This is a genomic window from Paraburkholderia sp. UYCP14C, assembly GCF_004197395.1.
In the GTDB taxonomy this organism is placed as follows: Bacteria; Pseudomonadota; Gammaproteobacteria; order Burkholderiales; family Burkholderiaceae; genus Paraburkholderia.
Genome location: NZ_SELS01000069.1, coordinates 1 through 21,462 on the forward strand (window position 1 = coordinate 1; position 21,462 = coordinate 21,462).

Consider the following 21,462-nt stretch of genomic DNA (forward strand, 5'->3'; position numbering starts at 1 on the left):
CGAAGCCCGTCAGGAAAGGCTGATGAAGCTGGCCGCCTGAGCTGCAAAAGCTTGTCCAGACAACCGGAGCCGATACACCTCGGCGTCACGTCGCCACGCGACCGCGGAGAGGACAAGTCCGGTTGCATGGGACGACTGAAAAAATAACGTTTTGGGCCATCGGCTCATTGTCAGAGCTGAAGGCGGACCATTGGTGTTGCGATGAAGGGCGCCTGCACGAACCAGACTAGAGGTACTTGATGAAAGTTCGATACAGCGAAAGTCTTACCAACCGCGATGAACTATTTTTCTCGGTGGTTATTGCCAACTACAACTACGGGCGGTTCGTTCGGCAAGCCATTGAAAGCGCCTTGTCACAGGATTGGCCCAACAAGGAAGTCATCGTCGTCGATGACGGATCGACCGACGACTCCGCGGATGTCATTCTTTCGTTTGGCGAACAGATCACGGCCATCTTCAAAGAAAATGGTGGCCAACGCGAAGCCAACAATGAGGGCTTCGATAGAAGTGCGGGCGACGTCGTCATCTTCCTCGATGCGGACGACGTGCTGGTGCCCGGCGCGATGCGCTCGATTGCTTCGGTATGGCGTACCGGCCTCAGCAAGGTGCAGGTGCTGATGGAGCGGGTCGACGCGCAGGGACGCCCGCTGCGAAACACGATTCCCAAGGTTCGAAACGTGATTCCGAAGGTCCCGGCGGGAGTGTCGTCGGAGGCGATTCGTCACTGGGCGTATGAGACCTCGGAGTACCCCTCGCCGCCGGGCTCGGGAAACGCGTGGGCACGCAGCTTTCTCGAAAGAATCTTTCCATTGGATGCGAGTTGCGATTCATCCACGGACTCGACGTGCATCGCCATGGCGCCCTACATGGGCGACGTCGAGACCATTGCTGCGCCGCTAGTGCTCTACCGCATGCATGGCGAGAACGATAGCGCCATGAGCGCGAGCACAAGTAACTTCGGCCGCGAGATCTCACGTGCACTCAAACGTCACAATGCCGCCTGCAAAGCCTGCAGAATGACCGGCCTGCCGCCACCGCCGCTTAGCACGCTGTTTTCAGCACCGCATTTGCTTCAATTGCGAGTTGCATCGCTGCGGCTCACACCGGAACAGCATCCGCTACCTGGCGACAGCCGGGTCCGCGCGCTGCGCGACGCATTGTCCATCCCGTTTCGTGCAAGTTTCGAACGTCCTGCCTTTCGCTTCCTGATCGCAGGATGGAGCATCGTAACCTTGCTCGCACCCAAGAACATCGCAAGCACGCTTATCCGGCGCCGTTTCATTTGAACGGATTTTCCCGTCCATTCGATCGCACTCTGCTCTTCAATGTGAGTCATCATGAAAGAAATGACCGTTGTAATCTGCAACTACAACTACGAGCAGTTTCTGGGCGAGGCCATTGATTCGGCGCTCGCGCAGGACTACGTGAACACTCGTGTCATGGTCATCGACGACGGTTCGACAGACCGGTCTCGCGCAGTCATGGAACGCTACGGAGCGCGGATCACCACCATTTTCAAGGACAACGGCGGCCAGGTGTCCGCCTACAACCTGGGACTTCATCTCGTCGAGACGGACCACGTGCTGTTTCTCGATGCCGACGACGTGCTATATCCGAGTGCCGTGACCGAAGTGATGCAGCGATTCAACAGGGAGGATCTCGCAAAGGTGCAGTTCAGGCTGGACATCATCGACCAGGCGAGCAGATGTACGGGCGGTTATGTACCTCATTCGGGAATCGACGGTGACTGTCGACAACTTTTGCTGGACGGATGGCTCTATCCGTCTCCCCCGGCGTCTGGGAACGCGTATAGCGTCACTGCGCTAAGGAAGATCTTCCCCGTACCGGAAACGGCCACCAGCCGCTATGGCGCGGATTTTTACGCAATCTATGGAGCGGCTCTCGTCGGACCAGTCTCGAGCATCCCGATGTCTCTCGGCGGATACCGGGTATCTCAGAGCGGAGTGCGAGGCGCGTCATTTGCCAACTCTGATTCGCTCACGAAGGCTCCGAGAGCGCTCACGTCGCGGTGGGCAACCCTGCGCGAAATGGCATCGCGCCGCCTGGGAATGCAATTGCCATCCGACTTTTACGACTTCGCGCACGAAAGGGCCATTTTCTGCTCTTGCGTCTATCAGGCGCCGTTAACGACCAGATGGCACTGGATGTTCAGCGATTCGCATGCATATCTTCATGCGATCGTTGCAAACCCATTCTGGAGCCTGAAGAAAAAGGTGGGAACGCTCATGCTGTCCAGTCTCTGTCTGGTTCCATACTCGCCTATCGCTGATTTCGCGGTCCGTTACCTCTGCAATCCTTTAGCTCGCCACAGCGCGCGCTAGTTCGTATGCGTTCACACCCGGATGACCGCCCCCGAACGACTACCGGCGCACACCGGTGGACAGGTTACTCATGAGCCACAACGATATAGGCGAGATGCTCTGCCGGTCCTTTTCCACCATGACCATTGACGACGTCCGGTACTCTGAAACGGATCTGCAACCCCTGATCCTCCCACTTCAGCGCAGTTTGCGCTGCCGGAGCCGCTAAACCCGACAGCGCGTCGATAAACTGAACTCTTGCACGGCCCGAGGAAGGGGGCGGCAATCCGGTCACATTGACAGTGCGCCAGCCCGGCAGTGCATGCACCTGCATCACGACCTGCTGGTCCGAGTACAGCGCGCTGCCGGACACATCAGGACCGAACTGCAGTTGTTGCGGAAAGCGCGACAGCACTCCGCCGACCGTTTGGTTCAGCACGATCAGACTCCGCCCGGAAACGTTGTATGTTCTGTCCGGCGGACCCCGGTGCGTCAGACGAAACGGCTCGTATCCGTCCCAGTGGTAAACCATCGATACGTATTTGTTGGCGTCGTCCCAGTTTCGGTCGAGCGCCCACACGGCGAGGTCGAAGAAATAGCGTGGCAGATAGTGATCGTCGATCATATATCTGTCGCCTATCTCCGTTTGCCATAGACCTCGGGCGGGACCTTGCTTGACATAGCGCGCATAGAGGTAATCCAGGTCTTTCACGCCGAGGTAATGCGTGTCGAGATAGTCCACGCAGTCGAGCATCCGCTGGCCATGCTTCGGACTTCTATACTCGAGCCACTGGCTATAGGTTTCGAGTCCTCCCTGGTCCGGCCATCCGCCATAGACGACGTATGCGCCGTAGCGGCGAATGATCCGTGCGGCCGGAATGTGGATCTTCTCCACGTAGTCCTGCATCGCCCGTTCATAGGGAGCGCTCGGGTCGCGCTCGCCGCCGGGTCGAGCGGGCCCGTGCCAGAATGATGCCTGTGGCGAGCCGCCCGAAAGCCTTCCGGCCGCCTCGTTCCAGATCTGGAAGAAGCGCAGGTTGTAAGGCGGAGCGTGGTACTTCCGGACCACCGCTTCGACGTAACGCTCCCACGCACTCACATCCACGGGCGCCGATTTTGAATCGCCGGGCACGCTCGCGTTCCACAGCGGCGTGTACGCAAGCAATAACAACGTATGGATACCGTTGCGGTTGTTCTGGATGATGATGGGCGGCAGGTCAAATCCGTTTTCGTTCCCCGTCTTGTCGACGCGCATCGGGTCCGAGGCGCTATGGTTTTGCCCAGGACCTACCGGCCCGCGTGCCCAACGAATCCCCATTTCCTTCCACATTGCGAGGTCGCGCGGTGAACCAGCCCAACCGTTGGTGCCGATCAGGTCTGTGATTCGTCGCTTTGCGGTCTGCGATGCCGATCCGGTTTGCGTCGAAGCAGCGGCGTTCCCGGGCGGCAGTCCTGTTAGCGTTGTCCAACCGAGCGCCGCCAACGTCTGAAGTACAAATCGTCTGTTATATCCGGTCATAGGCTCTTTGGAACCATTTGGCGATTGCGGATCTGCCGCGGGTGGCGTGACCGGCCATCCGCGCTACGGCGCTCCGATGGATACGGACCGCGATGACCCGCGATGACTGTTGCGATCTGCGCGTCGGGAAACCGGGGACGGCAGCCGAGCGCAAAACACTCGTCAATGGATAGCAAGTGCCGAGTCTGAGCATGAGTGATTGCATGCTTACGAGCACCCCGATGCCGTGATGCCCGCAAAAGACACATTACCGCAAGCAGAGGAATAGCAATCCTTCTCACGCGCAGAACGCCGAGTTTTTCTGCAATTGCATCGGAACAGAAATGGCTCGAGATCGTTTTGACGGAAACGGCGAACCGCGCTAAAACAGGTCTGCCAACCGACATACACAGCGGCCCATGTCCGATCAGATCGCAAGAATCACCGTCGCCACGCAAAGCATGATAATCATCAGACTCGCGCGGTTCTTGATGGCATAGACGATCGGATCGTCATGCATCTGCCCCCGGAAGGCGACTATCCAGACACGGCTGATCCAGTAAAGGAGCAGAACAAAAAGAATCCATAGCCTGTGGGGATGCCGATAGAACACCGTGACGGCAGCAGAGTTCATATAAAGCGCAAGGACAAGCACCGCGACATAGCCCGCTGCGGTTCCGAACGAGCGGACGATGCTCATGTCCATCGTGAGATAACCTCGGCCCGCCGCCGAGTCCTTACCCTCGCGCTGCATTTTGTCGAGCTCCGTGTAGCGCTTTACCATGGCCAGACTGAGAAATATCATGACAGAGAACATGACTAACCAGTCCGACAGCACTACGTCGACCGCCATCCCGCCAGCCACGATACGAGTGGTATAAAGCGCGGCCAGCATAAAAACGTCTACCAGCATGACCCCCTTCAGGTGAAAGGAATAAGCGAGTGTCATCACGACATAACAGGCGAGTACCAGCTGAAACGACGATGGCAAGAAAATGGCGAGGCTTGCGGACGCGATTAGCAATATGAACATCATGCCAATCCCGGTAGAAAGCGGCAAATCGCCGGAGGCAAACGGACGTTTGCACTTTCGACTATGGCGCCTGTCCACATCGAGATCGAGCATGTCGTTCAAAAGGTATACCGACGACGCACAGAAGCAGAACGAAAAAAATGCAATGCCGGCAGCGATCAGTGCATCGACGTTCGTGAAGCGATGCGACGCCAGCAGCGGGACAAAGATCAACAGATTCTTCACCCATTGATAGACGCGCATCTCCTTGACTGCGAGCTTGAAGAAAGACCGTTTGTTCTCGAATATGACGGTGGTGTGGTTCGCCTTCAGCGCCGCCGCCTGAATGCCTTTGCCTCCAACGACGATCGCCGTGCGAGCCTGCTTCCATACAGGCACATCGGCACGCGCGTTGCCGCAATAGTCGAAACCCTGAACGCCAAACTCCGCCGTCAAGGCCATGGCCTTGTTTGTTCCAGACAGGTTGCGCGACTTGTTACTCGCCATCACCCCTTTGAAGAAACCAAAGTAGGACGCGATCTGTTCTGCAAATCGTTGATCCCCTGCCGTGCATAGATAGAGATCCCGGCCGCATGAGCGCTCCTTTTTAAGGTAGTCGATCAGGGGTGCGTTATAGGGAAGCAGCGATACGTCGATTGCGACGCGCTCAGCGATTTGCGCTTTCATATACCCCTTTCCGCGCATCAGCCACACGAAACAATGCAGCAAATAAAGGGGATTTCTCTTAACTAGTACCAGGAATGATTCGATGAGAAGGTCGCTTCGCGTCAGGGTACCGTCCAGATCAACGCAAAGTGGAATAGCAGCCATGGTGACCTCGATGGACATGAAATGTCGATCAAACGCCGGATGGGCAGCAATGCAAATTTCTGCACTCACCCGTGGCATCAGACCTCAAGCGTGACGTGTCGCTTCCCGCAACTTGCGTCCGATTCTCCAAACGTGCGCGGTGCAACCCGCGTGGACGCGCATTACCGCGATTAACCGCGGACCCGTGATCAACACAACGGTTGACGGTGTCCACGCGTTCAATCTTTGCTCGACCGCACTGGCGTGTCGATGTGACCGGCACGACAGGTGTCTGCGTCGACGTGGGCTAATCCCTCACCACCAACAGTCCGCAGGCCGACAAGGTTTTCAACCGAGCATAGCCCTTGCTAACTCCGACCTGGACGCGTTCGGCTTGAAATGGAGTGATATTGGCCGATATCGTGGAACACCTTGCAATGCTGGGAGCATCGAGCGGCCTCGAACGGTTACTTCATACGTTTCGTGCGGTGCGGAGAAAGCAGGAAAAGTGCCGCAACCAAACGAGGTTCGGCTTGTGCAGCGCCGCACAATTGCCCATAATCGGCTCTGTTCGATGTCGATGTCGACGGCCTTCCGCTTCGAGTTCATTTCAACTCTCAGCTGTGCTTCGTGTTGTCGGGAGCATGCGTTGAGCACTGATTTTCTTCCTTTTCACTGAGCGCGCATGTGTCGATCGACGAGGTTTGCAACGAGCGGAGATTGCCTGTATGTCTACCACAACGAAAGACGCCATCCAACCTGTGAACTCGACGCGCATGCCCACGACGATGCGAGTCGCGTTCGAGCGTGTCGACCTGACTCAATTTTGCGACCAAATCGTTGTCTTTGTATTCGCTTCCTCGCTATATGGAGCAGTCCTCTACAACATCGGCATCAATAGTGTCGCGCTTGCGGGAATCTCGGCGTTTGCCATCGTTGTAGCCGTGCTCATTTATGGTTATGTTTCCAAGGCTCAATGGCCCACCACAATCGTCGCGATCTCATTTATCGCGGTCGTACTGTTTGGCTTTGGCTTTCTCCGGGAATTCAGCTACGACGGCTTGAATTATCACATCGCCACCCCGCTTTTATTGGACCACGGCCTGACCGGCGTCACTGGCTCCGAAGCACTTGGCGGTACGTTCTGGGCTGCGCACTATCCAAAAGCGTTCGAGTATTTCGCGTACACGGCGAAGGCTCTGACTTCACGCTTCAACAGTGGCAAGTCATTCACGCTATTGCTTAGCGTTCCCGCGTGCGTTGCTCTGATGCGATTGTTCCAGTCAGCGGGAATATCTGCCAAAGTCGCCCTGCTTGCTGCTGCCACATGCGTCTACAATCCCGTGGCGCTCGGTCAGATCACGACGTTCTATGTCGACGCGGCGCACTATTACTGCTGGACCATCTTTTCAGTCAACCTGCTTTTTGCGCTCAAGGGCAGGCCAAACTCAGGAGTTCAACTGGGCATTGCGCTCGTGCTTCTGATAGCTTCGAAGCTGACAGGTCCAGTTTTCGCAGCCATCTCTATCCTGGTATTTTTCGCCGCGGCGTTCATCAGCGGAGAAAAGAGAAAGTTCCTGATGAACCACAAGCGACTGATCGGCCAATTGGCTATTTCGCCTTTTGTCGCCTTCGCGGTCGTCGGCTATTCGCCTTATGTAGAGAACATGGTCGCTGGCAAGCATATGTTCTATCCCGTTCTTGGGAAGGACAAGGTCGATGTCATAGGAGGAAAGGCGTCAGCGCACTTTCTTGCCATGAACCCTCTGCACAGGCTCTTTCTGTCGTACTTTTCGGTTCCGATGAACTGTAGCTCGTGCGGAAACTCGGAACCTACGTATGATCCGTCACCGACGAATCTGCGTGAGGCATTCATTGCACTACATACGGCTGACACACGTTTCGCCGGCTTTGGTCCATTCTTTGGAGTGATGCTCATCGCGTCCCTGGCCTCGCTTTTGTGGAGAAAAAAAGCCGGTGGTGACGTTGTGAAGATATTTTTTATCGCAACGCTGGCGATTGTTTTGGCGCATCCACAATCCTGGTGGGCTCGCTATGTCCCAATGTTTTATGTAGTTCCTTTTTTGGTCATGGCTGGATTTTCAACGAGTCGAAGACTATTTTACGTGGTAGTCGCTTTCGCCATTGCCAATTCGCTCCTCGCCGCGGCTAGCGTTACAGGCTATATCATCCTCAAACAGGCTCACTACAAGAACGCAGTCGCTGCAGTACGCACGATGTGTGAGCGAGATCCAATTGTTCTGTCATCTTCCGAGATGAATTGGGAAGCGGATCTGCGTGACGACCATCTCGCTGTCGCGCCGAAAGGCAGCCCAGCCCAAGCCGGGTGTGCCGTGAATTTCGACCAGATGATGGTGATGAAGAAGTAAGCGATTCGTTCGTTCAGCTCGCGCGGGTCCTATGGACGACACGCTCGTGTACCGCCCACGCCAGATAGTGAAGACTCGCATTGCGGTAGTACGTGGCGACTTCGCGCGTATCTGACATGCACAGATGCTTCGTGCTGACCGGCATCGCGCTGCGAAATGGCCAATGGAGCGCTAGATCGCACGTCCGCGCCATACTCGCCGGCGAACGCGCCGAAAACGTCATCAGGGCGCTGACCGGCAACTGGGTCGAGGAGCATCTGTTCGTCCTCGCGCAGGCGCTGGCGATGTTCTGCAGCCTCTCATAGCGCATCCTCGAATGCGATGCGAAGCCCGAGGTGCTCTTGGTCCCGCTTGGCCGGCACGATGGCCAACTGACCGGTCCCGACAAGAAGCGCCTGAAGCCCCCCGCTTCGAGGCGCGTGCCGCGCTCAAGCGTTGGGCGAGCGTTGACTCACGCGCATCAACGGCCTGCCTGTGGCATCCGTGATGACGATCCTCTCCGAGAGCGACTCGAACCTGAATCGCTTTGCGAGCGTCAACCACTCCTCTTAATGGCGTGACGATCCGTTTAGCTACGTCGACGTCATCGCGACGAGACAGCAACTACCAATCGCTCGATAAGCCGCGGCAATGCCACGCACAGGCACGCTACTGGACAACCGGCTTTTTTGCCGCGGACGCACGCCTTTCAACTGTCGTAAAAAACTCTCTATACAGCCGGCTACATGCGATCCAGCCAAACTCATTCTCGGCGGTGCGACGACTTTTACTTTCCGCCACCGCCGGCCATGATTCGGTTACCGACAGCAAGATATCCGGAAGATCCTCAACGTCATTGAAGATAATCACATTCTCAAACTTCCCCGACGCCCAGACCATAAATGGAGTTGAACGCGCAATAAGCAGCGGGACCAGACCAATGGCTTCAAAGAACGCGCCGCTTACCAGCATGGTATCGGATTCGTGTGGAAGGATCAGAACATCACTGTCGACGATCTTCTGTGCGAACTCTCCGTCGGACAAAAATCTTGCGTCAAGCTGAACCACACCCTGCAACGAACGCTTCCGGATGATTTCCTCCAGCGTTGCGAGGTACGCCGGTGTTCCTTTCCCCGCTATGATTAGACTGCAGGTTCTTGGCCAGACACTCAGTACAGCATCAATCTTCTTGTATGGTCGAATCACACCGAGCATGGAAAAAAGCGGGGTAGGTCTATACGGCCTCGGGGTGGTCGGAGCTTGCGAAGGCCAATCCCAGTATAGCGGATGCGGCAAATAGTGCGCATTGTACTGAGCCCGAAAATCCGGCGCATGGACCACTCGGTAGTCAGCGATCCGCCGGATGAAAGCGATGAGCCGTTTGGACAGGCGCCTGCTGAATCCCGAAGTGTCATGAACTGCATGATCGTGCACGAAATAGATAGTCTTCGCGCGTGCGATCAGAATCAGAGAGCAGTAAAATGCGAATAGCAACGAGCCGACCAAACTCAAACGCGCCGATCCTTCTTTTCGATTGAATGGCCTATATTCGAGCCAGTGAAAAACTAGTAGGTTTTTCGGACCGAACAGCTTGATGAATCCCCCCCGCAACAAACCTTTAATGGAAAGAGGCAGCACCTCATAGCCCGCCGATCTGTACAGATCTTTTTGAATTTCTATATATCGGTTCGTCGAATTACTGAATGGGCACAACAGAACGTGACGTATCCCTGAGGGATCTCGCTCGCTCACTTCAGGTCTTTCATTAAAATCAAGCGTCATCTTCGTCTCCCGTTAGGTGCATTCCGCCTAATGGCGCCTGGCTGCACCAAAAGCGGTTCGCTCCCCACTCGCAAGTCAGTCGAATTAGACCCCGATTATTATTGTAAGTAGCTTAGCACGCGGAAAAGCAATTGGTTGGAATTGACCTGGAAAATTCACCTCATCCACCTGTGATCGCCGGATCATGTGAGTGGCGTCGAGGGAGTCGGCATTCGCTGATGAGATGGGCTTTTATGACGGCTCCATGAACGCCGTTCGTCTGGACTCTGACCAACGTCGTTATCTCCAAAACGACAGTGTCGTCGGAATTAACTGCAGCATGTCGCTTGTGCTGTGGTGCGGTGGCAAGATCTACTGCTGCAACTCGAGCGGACAGTTTTATGCAAACGCCGAAATTTCTGCTAAAGAACGAAAGGGACCTCTCCGTCCCGAGGCTGCGGCGGAAGCGCGAGTCGGCATCAATGCGCCAGGATGAAGTTGCGAACGTTCATCGACACCAGCGAGAGGGGAAGTCCATGCCTATGGTCATTATCGGGATCGATCTTGCCAAGAATATATTCCACGGTATCGACGAGACCGGTAAGGCGATGCTGATCAAGCCACGTGTGCCGCGCGATCAACTGGTGAACTTGATCTCGCAGTTGCCAGCGTGCCTCATCGGGATGGAAGCATGCTCCGGCGCTCATCACTGGGCCCGCATGTTTCAGCAGCACGGCCATACGGTCAAGCTCATGGCGCCCAATCTTGTCGCGCCTTATCGCATGTCGGGAAGGCGCGGCAAGAACGACGCGGCCAATGCTGCTGCGATCTGCGAAGCAGTGACGCGACCGAGCATGCGTTTCGTGCCGCTGAAGGACGAACATCAGCAGGCAACGCTTTGCCTGCATCGGACACGACAAGGTTTCGTCGAAGAGAGGACAGCGACTTACAACCGGTTGCGAGGCCTGCTCTCGGAATTCGGCGTGGTGCTGCCACAGTGCCCGGAAAAGCTGCGCCGGCATATCACGCAACATCTGGACGCATTGCCTGGCCGGGCGAAGCGCAGTATCGGCGATCTGCTCGAGCATGCCGGCCATATCGAGGATCGCCTGCTCAGTCCGCGCCGACGGAATTTTGAGCCATTCCCGCCCGCACGTCTGCATTGCGCCTGCATTTAGTCACGGACCAGCGCACCTCAGGGCGAAAAGCTTCGCTGACGCAAGTCCGTTCAGTCTGGGACTTAGGCAGCCCCAACACCTGGTTGGCTCACGAGGAAGGCAGACCATGGCTGCCCTCAGGTACGAATGCTCACACGTCTACTTGTCCGGGTTGCTGGCGGTGAAGCTCGTGAATGCGTTGTAGGGCGCGCTGTTCGGAGTACCGTTGATCATGATGCCGTAACTGGTATTTCCGCTATCCAGTACGTAGTACATGACCGACTGGATATTGTGCGTCTTTCTTGCCGCATAGAACTGACCCAATTGCGTGGTGATGTAGTTCGCCCGGTAGGCTTGGCTCTGGGCCGGCCCGGCATTCCATTCCGTGATCATGAACGGCACGCCATATCGAGCCTTGCAATAGGTCGGCAGATCAAAGCCTGGGCCAGCGCCATCGGGACTGATGGTGAAGATGTCACCGTACGACTCGTAATTGTGCCAGGTCGTGATGTCCCAGCGCAGTTTTTGATGGCCGCTGGTGCCGTCAGGTTGCGTGCCTTCCCACAGCGCGTCAGCCGCGCCGACGTCCGCGACGCAGAAATTGACACCGCACTTCGCAGACGGCTGGACAGATTTCACGCCATCAATCATGCCGCGCATGGAGCCGCGCATGGCCGGCCAGTTGGTATTGTTGAAATCCGAGGCCAAACTGCCCGCCCAGGAGAAGTTCATCACCGTAGCGTTTTGCCGCGTCAATTCGTTACCGCACTCGTACATGGTCACGCCATACGGCTGCAAAGCGGTCGCGATCGTCTGCGCAGTCGTATAGCAGGTCTGGTACGCCTGCGTCTCACTGGCAAAGACATTTCCGTTTGCGTCGTAGACCCCCCCTTCGATCAGCACAAGCAGTGACAGTCCAGCCGGCTGGAAGGCTTTTGCAATGTTGACCACAGCGGTGAGCGAACGCGAGTCGCTCCCGCAACCCACGCGATAGGTCGTGCACCCCATAGCCTTCATGATCGACACGAGTTGCGCGGGCGTGTACGTATAGTCGTAATGCCCGTTCATCCCGTAGAACTTACCCGCTGCAGGAGCAACCGCAATGCGTGGATCAGTGCAAGCCAGCCATTGCACCGCGAAATTGCGCGGGTCGGCGTTGACGTACCAGTTGCCGCTCGTATTGCAGTGATAGACCTTGCCGCCGTACCAAAGGACGAGCGCTACGTTGAAATTGGGGCCTACAACGGTGCCATTCTTATAAATGACAGCATTGACCAGGGTCCAGACGTCGCCCGACCAGTCAATGATGCTGGATGCCGACGGCATCGTGGTGCCGTCCGGGGAAACGCGGCTAACACGCGGATCAGGACAGGACTGCCATCTCGTGCCGGTCCATAGATAGAATTGGCCGCTGGTATTTTCACAATAAATGTATCCACCGAGCCAGATCACGAGCGACGTGTTGTAGTTTCCCCCCGCTACCTGGCCGTTTAGATACGCCACTGCGCCTGACAGCGTCCACACGCCGCCCGAGCTATCCGTAATCGAAGATGCCGGTGGCATCGCCGTGTTGTCCGCGGAGGCTGCGCTTGCGCTTGCGCGTGCCGTTGCCTTGCTGACAGCGGAGCCAGGCACGCTGCCACCGTCCCCCGAGCTGCCACCGCCGCACGCGCTCAAAAGAACGCTTCCACCGAGTGCCGAGAGGGCACCAATAAATTGTCGTCGTTTTACCATTTTTGAACTATTCCAGCACGGGAAAAAATTCCCAAAAAGTTTAAATATGATTTCCGGCTTTTAGGACAACTAAAACTAAATCGCTGACAAAGCATCCTCTATTCTTCTTCGCCTTCCCTATAGCCGATGAAAATCCTCAATCCCTTCAGGCACTGCTTTAAAACCGTTACCACACTGCTAAAAAACCGTTCGCGTGCTATCCATTCGACAGACACGCGAGCGCGAGCCATTACCACGGCGAGTCGATTCGCGCGTCGAAAGGATTGAACCAACGGAGGAGACGACGTGGCTGCGATGCCTGTCCCTAGGGCAACTTCTACGGCGCTCTGCGGCGCAAACGTTGTCCGGAAGGGGTATACCCGGCCCACCCGGCAAATTTTTCTCATTGCCGCAAAGCGGACGCACAAATCGTACCGGTAAAACGCTTGCCGGCAAAGAGCAATCAGTCTTTATCGGCCAAAAAGCAGAATTTTTGCCCGTCACAGATGATCTTACGAATATTATGGCTTTCTTATGATCATCAGAGGAGTAATAATATTATTTTTCAAATCCGACCCTTTTGATTTGAGTATTCTTTTACCTACTTTCGGTCATAATGGGGATCGAACAGTAGTTGTGCTCGTCACTCTTACGGCAGATTAAGCTGATAATACATTGCAGTGAGGAAATAATGTCTTATTGCAGCCGCTGGGCGTTGGGTTAGCAATTTCTTCCAGCACGAATGCGTTCTGGAGGTGCGCGCGCCGCGGTACGACTTGCCAGAGGGCGCGGTGCGGCTCGTGCATACTGACTGGATGGCTTTACATTGCTGCTTGAAGCGTTCGTGCTGGCACTGTGCCGGGAGATGACACTTGCCGCCGTGGCCCGTTTGGCATATCGAAATCCGCTCACTCGGGCGTGCGCGTGCCGCATTGCTGGGCTTTGCCGTGGCGATTCTGGCGTACAACGTCCTGGCCGTGCTCAAGCGCAGCGTCAAGATCACCCATACGCAAACTGATGAAGCGATCACCGTGGCACCCGACGTTTCGACGTCTTACCTGGCACTACATATTCGCGGCCAGTATGAGGGCATGCTCGTTGCGCTGCCGCCCGAGCACTGGTCGCACTGGAGCGACGCGGCGCCCGTCGTGATGGCTGGCAAGCTGTCCGAACTTGCCAGCCGCGTCGATCCGTTTCAGGTACGCAGCCGCAGGCGCGGGCTCGAAACGCACAAACTCACTCCCTACGTTGAAGCCAGCACAGCCCGATCGCATCACAGCACCGCACGTCTGCTAATGCGTGCCCGCAAAAAAACATCCTGATCCAGGTCTATGTTGAGACCTAAAAAAGGCTGATTCTTAGGCTGCTATATTTTCCATCGCTCAGGTGCGTGTATAGGGATTGAGCGCTGTGGTGGCCCTGCTCAGACAGCCCTCGGCACACTGGCCAGTTTCAGCACAGCGTCGGTTCGACGATCGCCGGCATCGCGAGATCGATAAGAACCACCGACTTATCTGGTGTTCTCTCGCCCTATATTATCGGTTTCTATTCGAGTTTTCGAACTGATTCTTGATCTGTGGCGTCCACTTTGACGTGACCGCGATTCCCAACTCGACCGAGGAATTTTTTTAAGGAAAAAGCCAAGTCTGGGTGATATATTTTCATATAGTGACTAATTTTCGCCCTCACCCCCCATTCTGGAAGAGCGTACGTCTGATACACCAAAATCGCTTCGTTCGATACCTCGTACTTCTTCGAAAAGTAGAGTTGCAAAAAATCGCTGCCGGTCAAAATACCGCGGTAGAGTGTCGCAAAAGAACGCCGGCACAAATAGGTCTTATTGTAGCCTATAGCAAACGGGACAAAATCTTGTGTTTTATTGGCGAGATATGAAAACAAGGCCATGCTTACTTCTGGCCATTCCGGCCTGAAAACATCGTCGATCGCAATAACACCGTCATCGCTAACGACTGCTTCGGCAAGCCGCAGGTCGTTGAGCGCGGCCTCAAAATGATGTCCACCGTCAATATGGAAAAAACGAACCCTTCCCACCTTTCGTTTTATGTCATCGGGCGTTACGTCTGTAGAGGGCCGTTCGTCGATGAAGACATCGTTCGCGTCCACGCCGAACTTCGTCAAGTTGCGGGTGAAGACGTCCTTATCACCTCGACCGGAAACGTCGATGTTGAACGCCTGATTCTCAAAGATATCGATGGCGTAACACAAGCGCCCGTTGTTGCTAATCGCCATCGGAATGAATGATTTTCCATGATGAACGCCAATTTCGACCACGGCGCCGTTAATGCCATTCTCGAGCTGCGATTCAAGTAGCAGAGCGAATATTTCACCGTCACATCTTGCCAACCACCCATCAACCTCCTTCTTTCGGACCCGGATGTATTCATCGAGTACTTTATTCGTCATAATCGCCCTCCCGATTTTCAAAGTCGATCATATGGCGGATAAGAATTTTGGATAGCGGGCTTTTCCCAACTGTAACAAGCCGAATACCCTCAAAATAGACCATATTTATGGTACTGCATCTCTGAAGCCACCTAACGCTTTGGCCGACCTCGCGGAGGTGTTGGCCGAATCCGCTGAACATTTACTCGCCGACATAGGTTAGGTGAGTTATTTGAATAAATTTCGACCTATACCAGTGCCTGGAAGCGCTCGCGGACTGGCATCCGCCGCAATTCGGCAAATGTTGGATGCGGACGCGTTTAGACTGAGCAACCGCCGTATTCCCGCACCAATCGAACTTAGTAAATACTGATCAAGTCCAGGCTCTATGGACCGGTGAAGATCATTCCGGAACAAAGGACGAGCACGCAGTTGATGCCGGCGACGGCAGCCGATCAAGGCGCTGGCTTGCGCGCGATCCCAAAATGCATCAGACCCGCAAAGGACAGCAATGGTGTTTCGGCGCGATGTTGCGTCTCGGGGTCGATAGCCAAAGCTGTCTGACCCGCAGGGCGTTGCTCACGTCGGACGACGTACATGACGAGCATGCGCAGCCAAAATTGCTGCATGACCAGCAACAGCGGGTCTATGACCGCAGCGCGTGTGCGAGCCAGAAAGCACTGGATCATGGCCAGGCGCCCGGACGAGCGATTTCACGAACCAACGCAGCGCCGCAACTGCGGAGTCGACGAGGTGGCGCGCCGCAAGAACCGCAATAAGGCGAAGAAATGCGGACTGGCGTCGAACGCGTTGTTGCCATGATCAACCGGCTGTGGGGCTTCACGAAGACCCCAAGCGCGCCAATCGACCACCATTCGCGGATTACCTCGAAGCACCTAAATATCGAGTGGTATTTTCTACTTCTTTCTTCTAGCTATTTTTCGTATCGGTGCGCCTGCAAGTGGTCATCGGCCTATCAAGTTCTCCACGAATTGCACTCAACTCGAGAACATCACAATTTGCATTTAGATTCAAAATTTACCGCACTTTTGACCGTTTCCCGAACTGGACGAATAAGGTCGCACCCTCAAGTAGCGGATCGACGAAAGAGCATCCGGACTATCGGGTTTGTGTACGGCGGCTATGTCATACGGTACTTGTATCTCATCATCGTCGTGCCGTTTTACGGAAGGGTGCTCGGTGTCGAGGGATACGGTAAGGTTCTAGCGTCGATGTCGCTGATGAGTTTGATATGGATGCTGGTCGCCTATGGCTTTGTGCCGGTCGGCATGCGCGACGTGTCGAAAGCGCAATCAACGATGGAATGTAACAGCGTCTTTTCTTTACACCTCAGCGTGCGCCTGGCGCTTGCAATCGTGGGCGGTTGCGTCGGGCTCATCGCCACAATGTGTTCACCGGTCCTGTCCCAGACGCCTTGGATTGTGGTGCTGGCTACGCTGCTGGGGATCGTCTCCGGGATGAACCTTGGTTGGCTTTTCCAAGGTCGCCACCGGTTTCGAACGCCGATCATCATCGAAGTGTTCGGTTTTGCGTTGAGCCTTGTGCTTGTCCTGGCGATCGTAAATGACAAATACGTGAGTCACGGTCCCGCTCGCGGCCTGTAGCAAACCGAGATCGGTTTCACGTACATGAAAGATCCGCACTATTTGCCGCGTTACTTCTTCGACTTCGCGGTGTGGGCGCTAAAGCGCAATTGCAACGATCCGGACAAGTACGTATCGATGATCTATCATCGGAGCGGAATGCTGTCTCGGCCGATCTGTTCTTCATCCTGCGCCGCGTGCCGTTGCCCGCTGTGTCTTTCGATCTCCCCCCACGCGCTTACCTCACCACATCATTGCGCAAGGCCGCGCCCTCCTGCTGCGAAGTCACGAATCCTCTCAATGCAGGAGTGAGTCGGAACACGAGCTTCTCGATCTCCACTACGAGGAAGAACAGGATGCCACCGGCAATGAGCCACAGCCACGCGGACAAGGGCAGAGACTCGGTGTGGAAAATGGCATGGAACGGGAACGTATAGGTGAACAGAAGCTGCAACACCACGACGCCGGCTATTCCGTACCAGAGATAGCGATTGCCCATATGGGCGCGCACGGACAGCGACGAATCGAGCAGATACCGGATGTTGAGCAGATAGAACACCTGGCCCAGCGTGATGGCGTTGACCGCGGCCGTGCGCGCCATCTCATCCGACGCCCCGTGTCCCTTCATCCAGAAGAAGGTCGATAGCGTATAAATCACGAGCGCGACGCCGACGAACAGGATGCGCCAGATGCCGAAGCGCGTGACGATCGGCCGGTCGATAGCGCGTGGCGAGCGGCGCATCACGTCTTCCTCGTGCGGCTCGAACGAAACGGTCAGGCCGAGCGCAACGGAAGTCACCATGTTGACCCACAGGATCTGCGGCGCCGTGATCGGCAGCGTGAAGGCGAACAGGATCGCCACCGCGATCACCGCGCCTTGCGCGACGTTGGTCGGCAGCATGAACAGCATCGCCTTCTCGATGTTGTTGTAGACCGTGCGGCCCTCCTTCACCGCCGCGGAGATCGACGCGAAATTGTCGTCGGCGAGGATCATCCCCGCCGCCTCTTTCGTCACCTCGGTGCCCTTGATCCCCATCGCGACACCGATGTCCGCCTTCTTGAGGGCCGGCGCATCGTTGACGCCGTCGCCCGTCATCGCGACGATCTGCCGGTTCGCCTGGATCGCCTTGACGAGCCGCAGCTTGTGTTCGGGACTCGCGCGCGCGAACACGTCGACGCCGCGCACGCATTCCTGCAGCGCCGCATCGTTCATCGCCTCGATCTCGGTGCCGGACACGGCGGTCTTGCCGTCGCCGATGCCCAGCATTCGTGCGATGGCCGCCGCGGTGATCTTGTGATCGCCCGTGATCATCGTCACGCGGATGCCTCCGCCGTGGCATTCGCGCACGGCTTCGATCGCCTCTTTGCGCGGCGGGTCCATCAAGCCCACGAGGCCGAGCAGTACAAGGGTACGCGGCAGATCCTGCGGCCCGAGGCCGCCGGTACGCAAACCCGGATCCGACAGCCACGCGAGTCCGAGCACGCGCTCACCTTGCGCGGCGAGCCGGTCGCCTTCCCTTGCGAAATGCTCGCGATCGAGCGGCGCCGCGCCTTGCGCCGTCTGCTGCCGGTCGCAGTGGTCCAGGATCACCTCTGGCGCGCCCTTCACCAGCAGCATCTCGCCGTCCGCCGCACGGTTCAATGTCGCCATGAACTTGTGCTCGGACTCGAACGGAATCGCGTCGATCCGCGGCGCGGCGGCTGTCTCGGCGGCACGGTCCATGCCCAGCTTGGAAGCGAACGGATAGAGCGCGCCCTCGGTCGGGTCACCCTCCACTTTCCATTTTCCGTCTTCCTCGAAGAGCTCGGCGTCGTTGCACAACAGCGACACGCGGCCCATCAGCTTGAGAACGTCCGGCGCGGTGTCGAGCGGCTTGCCATCGGCGCTGACCTGTCCCTCGCTAGCGTAACCGTCGCCCGTCACGGTATAGCCCCGTTCGGCCGTCACGGCGGAGGTGACCATCATTTCCATCAGGGTCAGCGTGCCCGTCTTGTCGGAGCAGATGCGCGAGACGGCGCCCAGCGTCTCGACCGCCGGCAAGCGGCGAATGATCGCGTTGCGCTGGGCCATGCGCTGCACGCCGATCGCGAGCGTGATGGTGATGAGCGCCGGCAGGCCTTCCGGGATCACCGACACCGCGATCCCCACGATGGCCTGGAACAGTTCGACGAAAGTCATGTGTCCGAGCCAGTGGCCCCAGGAGAAAAGCAGCACGCTGACCACGGCGATCACCGCCGTGATGACATAGCCGAACTTCTTGATCTGGCGCAGCAGAGGCGTTTCGAGCGCGCTGACTTCGGCAAGCATCTGGTTGATCCGGCCGAGTTCCGTCTGGCTTCCGGTCGCCACCACGACGCCGGTTGCCCGGCCCGACAAGACCATCGTGCCGCAGAAAGCCATATTCTCGCGGTCGCCGACCGTGGCTTTGGCGGGTACCGGCGCGGTGCCCTTCTCGGCCGGAAGGGATTCCCCCGTGAGAGCCGCTTCTTCCGTGTGCAGGTTGCGGGCCTCGACGAGACGCATGTCCGCCGGGATTTTGTCGCCCGATTCCAGCAGCACGATGTCGCCGGGAACGAGTTCGTCGGCGGGGATCAAGCGAACCGCTCCTCCACGCATGACGCGCGCCTCGGCGGACAGCATGTTGCGAATCGAATCGAGCGCCTTCTCGGCACGTCCTTCCTGAATGAAGCCGAGCAGCGAGTTGAGGATGACGACAGCCAGAATGACCGAGCCGTCGAGCCAAAGCCCCAGCATGAACTTGACGAAACCGGCCGCGAGTAGCACGTAGATCAGAATGTTGTGAAGCTGCATCAGGAAGCGCACGACCGGCCCCCGCTTCTTGCCTTGCGGCAGGCGGTTCGGCCCATAGGTGGCGAGCCGCCCGGTCGCTTCCGCTGCATCGAGGCCCTGCGCGGGATCGACTTTGAACTGCCGTTCGATGTCACCGGCCGGTATCGCATGCCACGGCGTCGCGTTCTCAACTGAGCTCATCCTCGTCTCTCCCGGTTCCAGTGATTTCGGGTCAGGGGGCCGCTCTCAATGGTCTGGAACGTCCCCGGGTTGATCGGGTCCCGGCGCTTGCACCACTTCAGCGTCGAGTTCCTGCCTCGCCGCGGCGAGATCCTTCATCTGCTCCTGGGTGGCTTTCGGATATTCGAGGTCGAGCTTCTCGACGGCCTCGACGATCGCGGCCGCGACGATCAGGCGCGTGAAAGGTTTGTTGTCGGCGGGCACGACGTACCACGGAGCCGCTTCGGAAGCCGTTGCGCGGATGGCCTCTTCATACGCGTGCATATAGTCGTTCCAGTAGCGACGTTCGCGAACGTCGGCTGCGGAAAACTTCCAGTGCTTGTCGGGATTGTCGAGGCGATCCATGAAGCGCTTCTTCTGCTCCCCGTACGACAGGTTCAGATAGAACTTGAGAATGAGCACGCCCTGGCGCGTCAGATAGTCCTCGAACCGCGCGATGTCGGCGAGACGCTCGTCCCAGATGTTGCTGCCGCCCCGTGCCGGCGGGATCTTCTGCGCATGCAGCAGATGCTGATGCACGCGCACCACCAGCACCTCTTCATAGTACGAGCGGTTGAAAATGCCGATGTGCCCGCGTTCGGGCACTTTCCTCGCATAGCGCCAAAGGAAGTCGTGGGAGAGTTCCTCGTCCGACGGCTGCTTGAACGAGACGACATCGCAGCCCTGCGGATTGACGCGCGACATCACGTGCTTGATCGTCCCATCCTTGCCCGCGGCGTCCATGGCCTGGAACACCAGCAGCACGGACCAGGAATCCTGCGCGTAAAGGATCTCCTGCTCCATCGCGAGCCATTTCGAACCGCGCTGGAGCAGTTGCTGCGCCTCTTGCTTATGCATTTTGAGTCCCAGTGTTTCGCCGGGATCAAAATTCTTCAGCAGGAAATCGGTGCCGCTGGTGACGCGAAACGGATCGGTGTATGTCCTCAGCGCGTCGAGTATTTCTGTGCGAACCATCGCTCTTTCTCCACGGCATCTGCAACCGGTTGCACGATTCGCGGATTGTCGTCCGGGCCACCGGAGCACAGCGCGTCTGGCTTCAGGCGCCTCGCGCGGTGTTTCCCGGACGCGCAGCATCGCTACCGCGGCCGTACCGTTCACGACTGTTTGATAATAGGTCACACAAACAGAAACGGGCCGATCTACGACGACGATTCGCGCCGCCCTGCCTTAACCACGCCGTCAGACGACAGGCATCACCTGTGCTGATATTCCACTCAAATCCTCGAACGTCGCCAGGCGTGCGGTCTACTCCAGCGTCACGCCAATCGATTCGTTGCCCTGACACGCATAGCCAGGCAGCGCGCGCAACGCATCAGCCGTCGCCTCGGCTTCCGCCTTCAGCCATTCGATGAACATCTGCGTACAACGACGCGGCTCGGCGACCACCGCGTGATAAGCCGCGCCGCAATCATCGAGCACCGGATACGGCGCGACGAGCCGACCGCTCTGCAATTCGTGCAACGCGAGCGCCGGCGAACTGACGACGATACCGACGCCCTCGGCATGAGCTGGGCGCTCGGCATCGGCCGCATCGGCTCCGTGGTGGGTTCGATGGCGGGTGGTTACCTGCTGGGCTTGCACTGGACGGCAAGCGAGATGTTGACGCTGATGGCCGCCGTGTTGGTTATCGCCACGCTGGGCGCGCCACTGCTCACGCCGTTGATGCGGCATGCCGCTCTGGCTTCGGCCGGCAGCGTCGCGAGCGAGCGGGAACATGCGGCGCTGGCCGCGGGAACGGGTCGCGTCGACTGATGCGAAAGCGGCACCGCCGAAGAACGGGGGC

At 57.3% G+C, this 21,462-nt stretch carries 15 protein-coding genes and 2 pseudogenes; 8 read left to right on the top strand and 9 right to left on the bottom strand.

The features are described 5' to 3' along the window. The first annotated feature begins 239 nt into the window (after nt 1-239). The gene (locus EVC45_RS37180) at nt 240-1,286 is read left to right on the top strand and encodes a glycosyltransferase family A protein (protein ID WP_129963112.1); all 1,047 of its coding nucleotides are present in this window, start codon (nt 240-242) and stop codon (nt 1,284-1,286) included. Between the two features lie 51 nt (nt 1,287-1,337). Further along, complete coding sequence (locus EVC45_RS37185; RefSeq protein WP_129963113.1) at nt 1,338-2,342, top strand: glycosyltransferase family A protein; 1,005 nt, start codon at nt 1,338-1,340, stop codon at nt 2,340-2,342. Between the two features lie 64 nt (nt 2,343-2,406). Here the strand turns inward: EVC45_RS37185 and EVC45_RS37190 are convergent, their stop codons facing one another. Then, entirely contained in the window at nt 2,407-3,840 is a 1,434-nt protein-coding gene (locus tag EVC45_RS37190; RefSeq protein ID WP_248295410.1) for a hypothetical protein, read from the bottom strand. 406 nt (nt 3,841-4,246) lie between these two features. Continuing rightward, nucleotides 4,247-5,680 (bottom strand): UbiA family prenyltransferase, encoded by a 1,434-nt coding sequence (locus EVC45_RS37195; RefSeq protein WP_248295411.1) that lies wholly within the window; start codon nt 5,678-5,680, stop codon nt 4,247-4,249. A gap of 689 nt (nt 5,681-6,369) precedes the next feature. Here EVC45_RS37195 and EVC45_RS37200 point away from each other — a divergent pair. Together EVC45_RS37200 and EVC45_RS45885 are read left to right on the top strand one after the other, a co-directional pair. Beyond that, nucleotides 6,370-8,031, top strand: a complete 1,662-nt coding sequence (locus EVC45_RS37200; protein ID WP_129963114.1) for a hypothetical protein — start codon at nt 6,370-6,372, stop codon at nt 8,029-8,031. A 131-nt stretch (nt 8,032-8,162) separates the two neighbouring features. Beyond that, complete coding sequence (locus EVC45_RS45885) at nt 8,163-8,336, top strand: hypothetical protein (protein WP_168991608.1); 174 nt, start codon at nt 8,163-8,165, stop codon at nt 8,334-8,336. Between the two features lie 343 nt (nt 8,337-8,679). Here EVC45_RS45885 and EVC45_RS37205 read toward each other — a convergent pair whose 3' ends face one another. Beyond that, entirely contained in the window at nt 8,680-9,792 is a 1,113-nt protein-coding gene (locus EVC45_RS37205) for a glycosyltransferase (RefSeq protein WP_129963115.1), read from the bottom strand. Nucleotides 9,793-10,307: 515 nt separating this feature from the next. Here EVC45_RS37205 and EVC45_RS37210 point away from each other — a divergent pair. Next, nucleotides 10,308-10,886: pseudogene (locus EVC45_RS37210) on the top strand (IS110 family transposase); the annotation flags it as partial. Nucleotides 10,887-11,087: 201 nt separating this feature from the next. Here EVC45_RS37210 and EVC45_RS37215 read toward each other — a convergent pair. After that, complete coding sequence (locus EVC45_RS37215; protein WP_129963116.1) at nt 11,088-12,662, bottom strand: hypothetical protein; 1,575 nt, start codon at nt 12,660-12,662, stop codon at nt 11,088-11,090. Between the two features lie 851 nt (nt 12,663-13,513). Here EVC45_RS37215 and EVC45_RS37225 point away from each other — a divergent pair. Further along, nucleotides 13,514-13,963 carry a hypothetical protein gene (locus EVC45_RS37225; protein ID WP_129963117.1) on the top strand — a complete coding sequence of 150 codons (450 nt, stop codon included), beginning with the start codon at nt 13,514-13,516 and terminating at the stop codon, nt 13,961-13,963. A 223-nt stretch (nt 13,964-14,186) separates the two neighbouring features. Here the strand turns inward: EVC45_RS37225 and EVC45_RS37230 are convergent, their stop codons facing one another. Continuing rightward, complete coding sequence (locus EVC45_RS37230; RefSeq protein WP_129963118.1) at nt 14,187-15,065, bottom strand: class I SAM-dependent methyltransferase; 879 nt, start codon at nt 15,063-15,065, stop codon at nt 14,187-14,189. Between the two features lie 434 nt (nt 15,066-15,499). Further along, nucleotides 15,500-15,733: a hypothetical protein gene (locus EVC45_RS37235; RefSeq protein WP_129963119.1), complete on the bottom strand. Its 234-nt coding sequence runs from the start codon at nt 15,731-15,733 to the stop codon at nt 15,500-15,502. 384 nt (nt 15,734-16,117) lie between these two features. On the opposite strand from EVC45_RS37235, the pseudogene EVC45_RS37240 reads away from it, so the two are divergent. After that, nucleotides 16,118-16,627, top strand: a pseudogene (locus EVC45_RS37240) (oligosaccharide flippase family protein); the annotation flags it as partial. 259 nt (nt 16,628-16,886) lie between these two features. Here the strand turns inward: EVC45_RS37240 and EVC45_RS37245 are convergent. From EVC45_RS37245 to EVC45_RS37255, 3 genes are all read right to left on the bottom strand, one after another. Further along, on the bottom strand, nt 16,887-19,640 hold the full coding sequence (locus EVC45_RS37245) for an HAD-IC family P-type ATPase (protein WP_129963120.1): 2,754 nt from the start codon (nt 19,638-19,640) through the stop codon (nt 16,887-16,889). A gap of 45 nt (nt 19,641-19,685) precedes the next feature. Beyond that, the gene (locus EVC45_RS37250; RefSeq protein WP_129963121.1) at nt 19,686-20,633 is read right to left on the bottom strand and encodes a polyphosphate kinase 2 family protein; all 948 of its coding nucleotides are present in this window, start codon (nt 20,631-20,633) and stop codon (nt 19,686-19,688) included. 291 nt (nt 20,634-20,924) lie between these two features. Continuing rightward, a complete protein-coding gene (locus EVC45_RS37255; RefSeq protein WP_129963122.1) occupies nt 20,925-21,140 on the bottom strand; it encodes a hypothetical protein in 216 nt (71 codons plus the stop codon). Between EVC45_RS37255 and EVC45_RS45890 the strand changes: the two genes are divergently transcribed. Then, nucleotides 21,135-21,431 carry a hypothetical protein gene (locus EVC45_RS45890; protein WP_211193537.1) on the top strand — a complete coding sequence of 99 codons (297 nt, stop codon included), beginning with the start codon at nt 21,135-21,137 and terminating at the stop codon, nt 21,429-21,431. The genes EVC45_RS37255 and EVC45_RS45890 overlap by 6 nt on opposite strands. Nucleotides 21,432-21,462 lie beyond the last annotated feature (31 nt).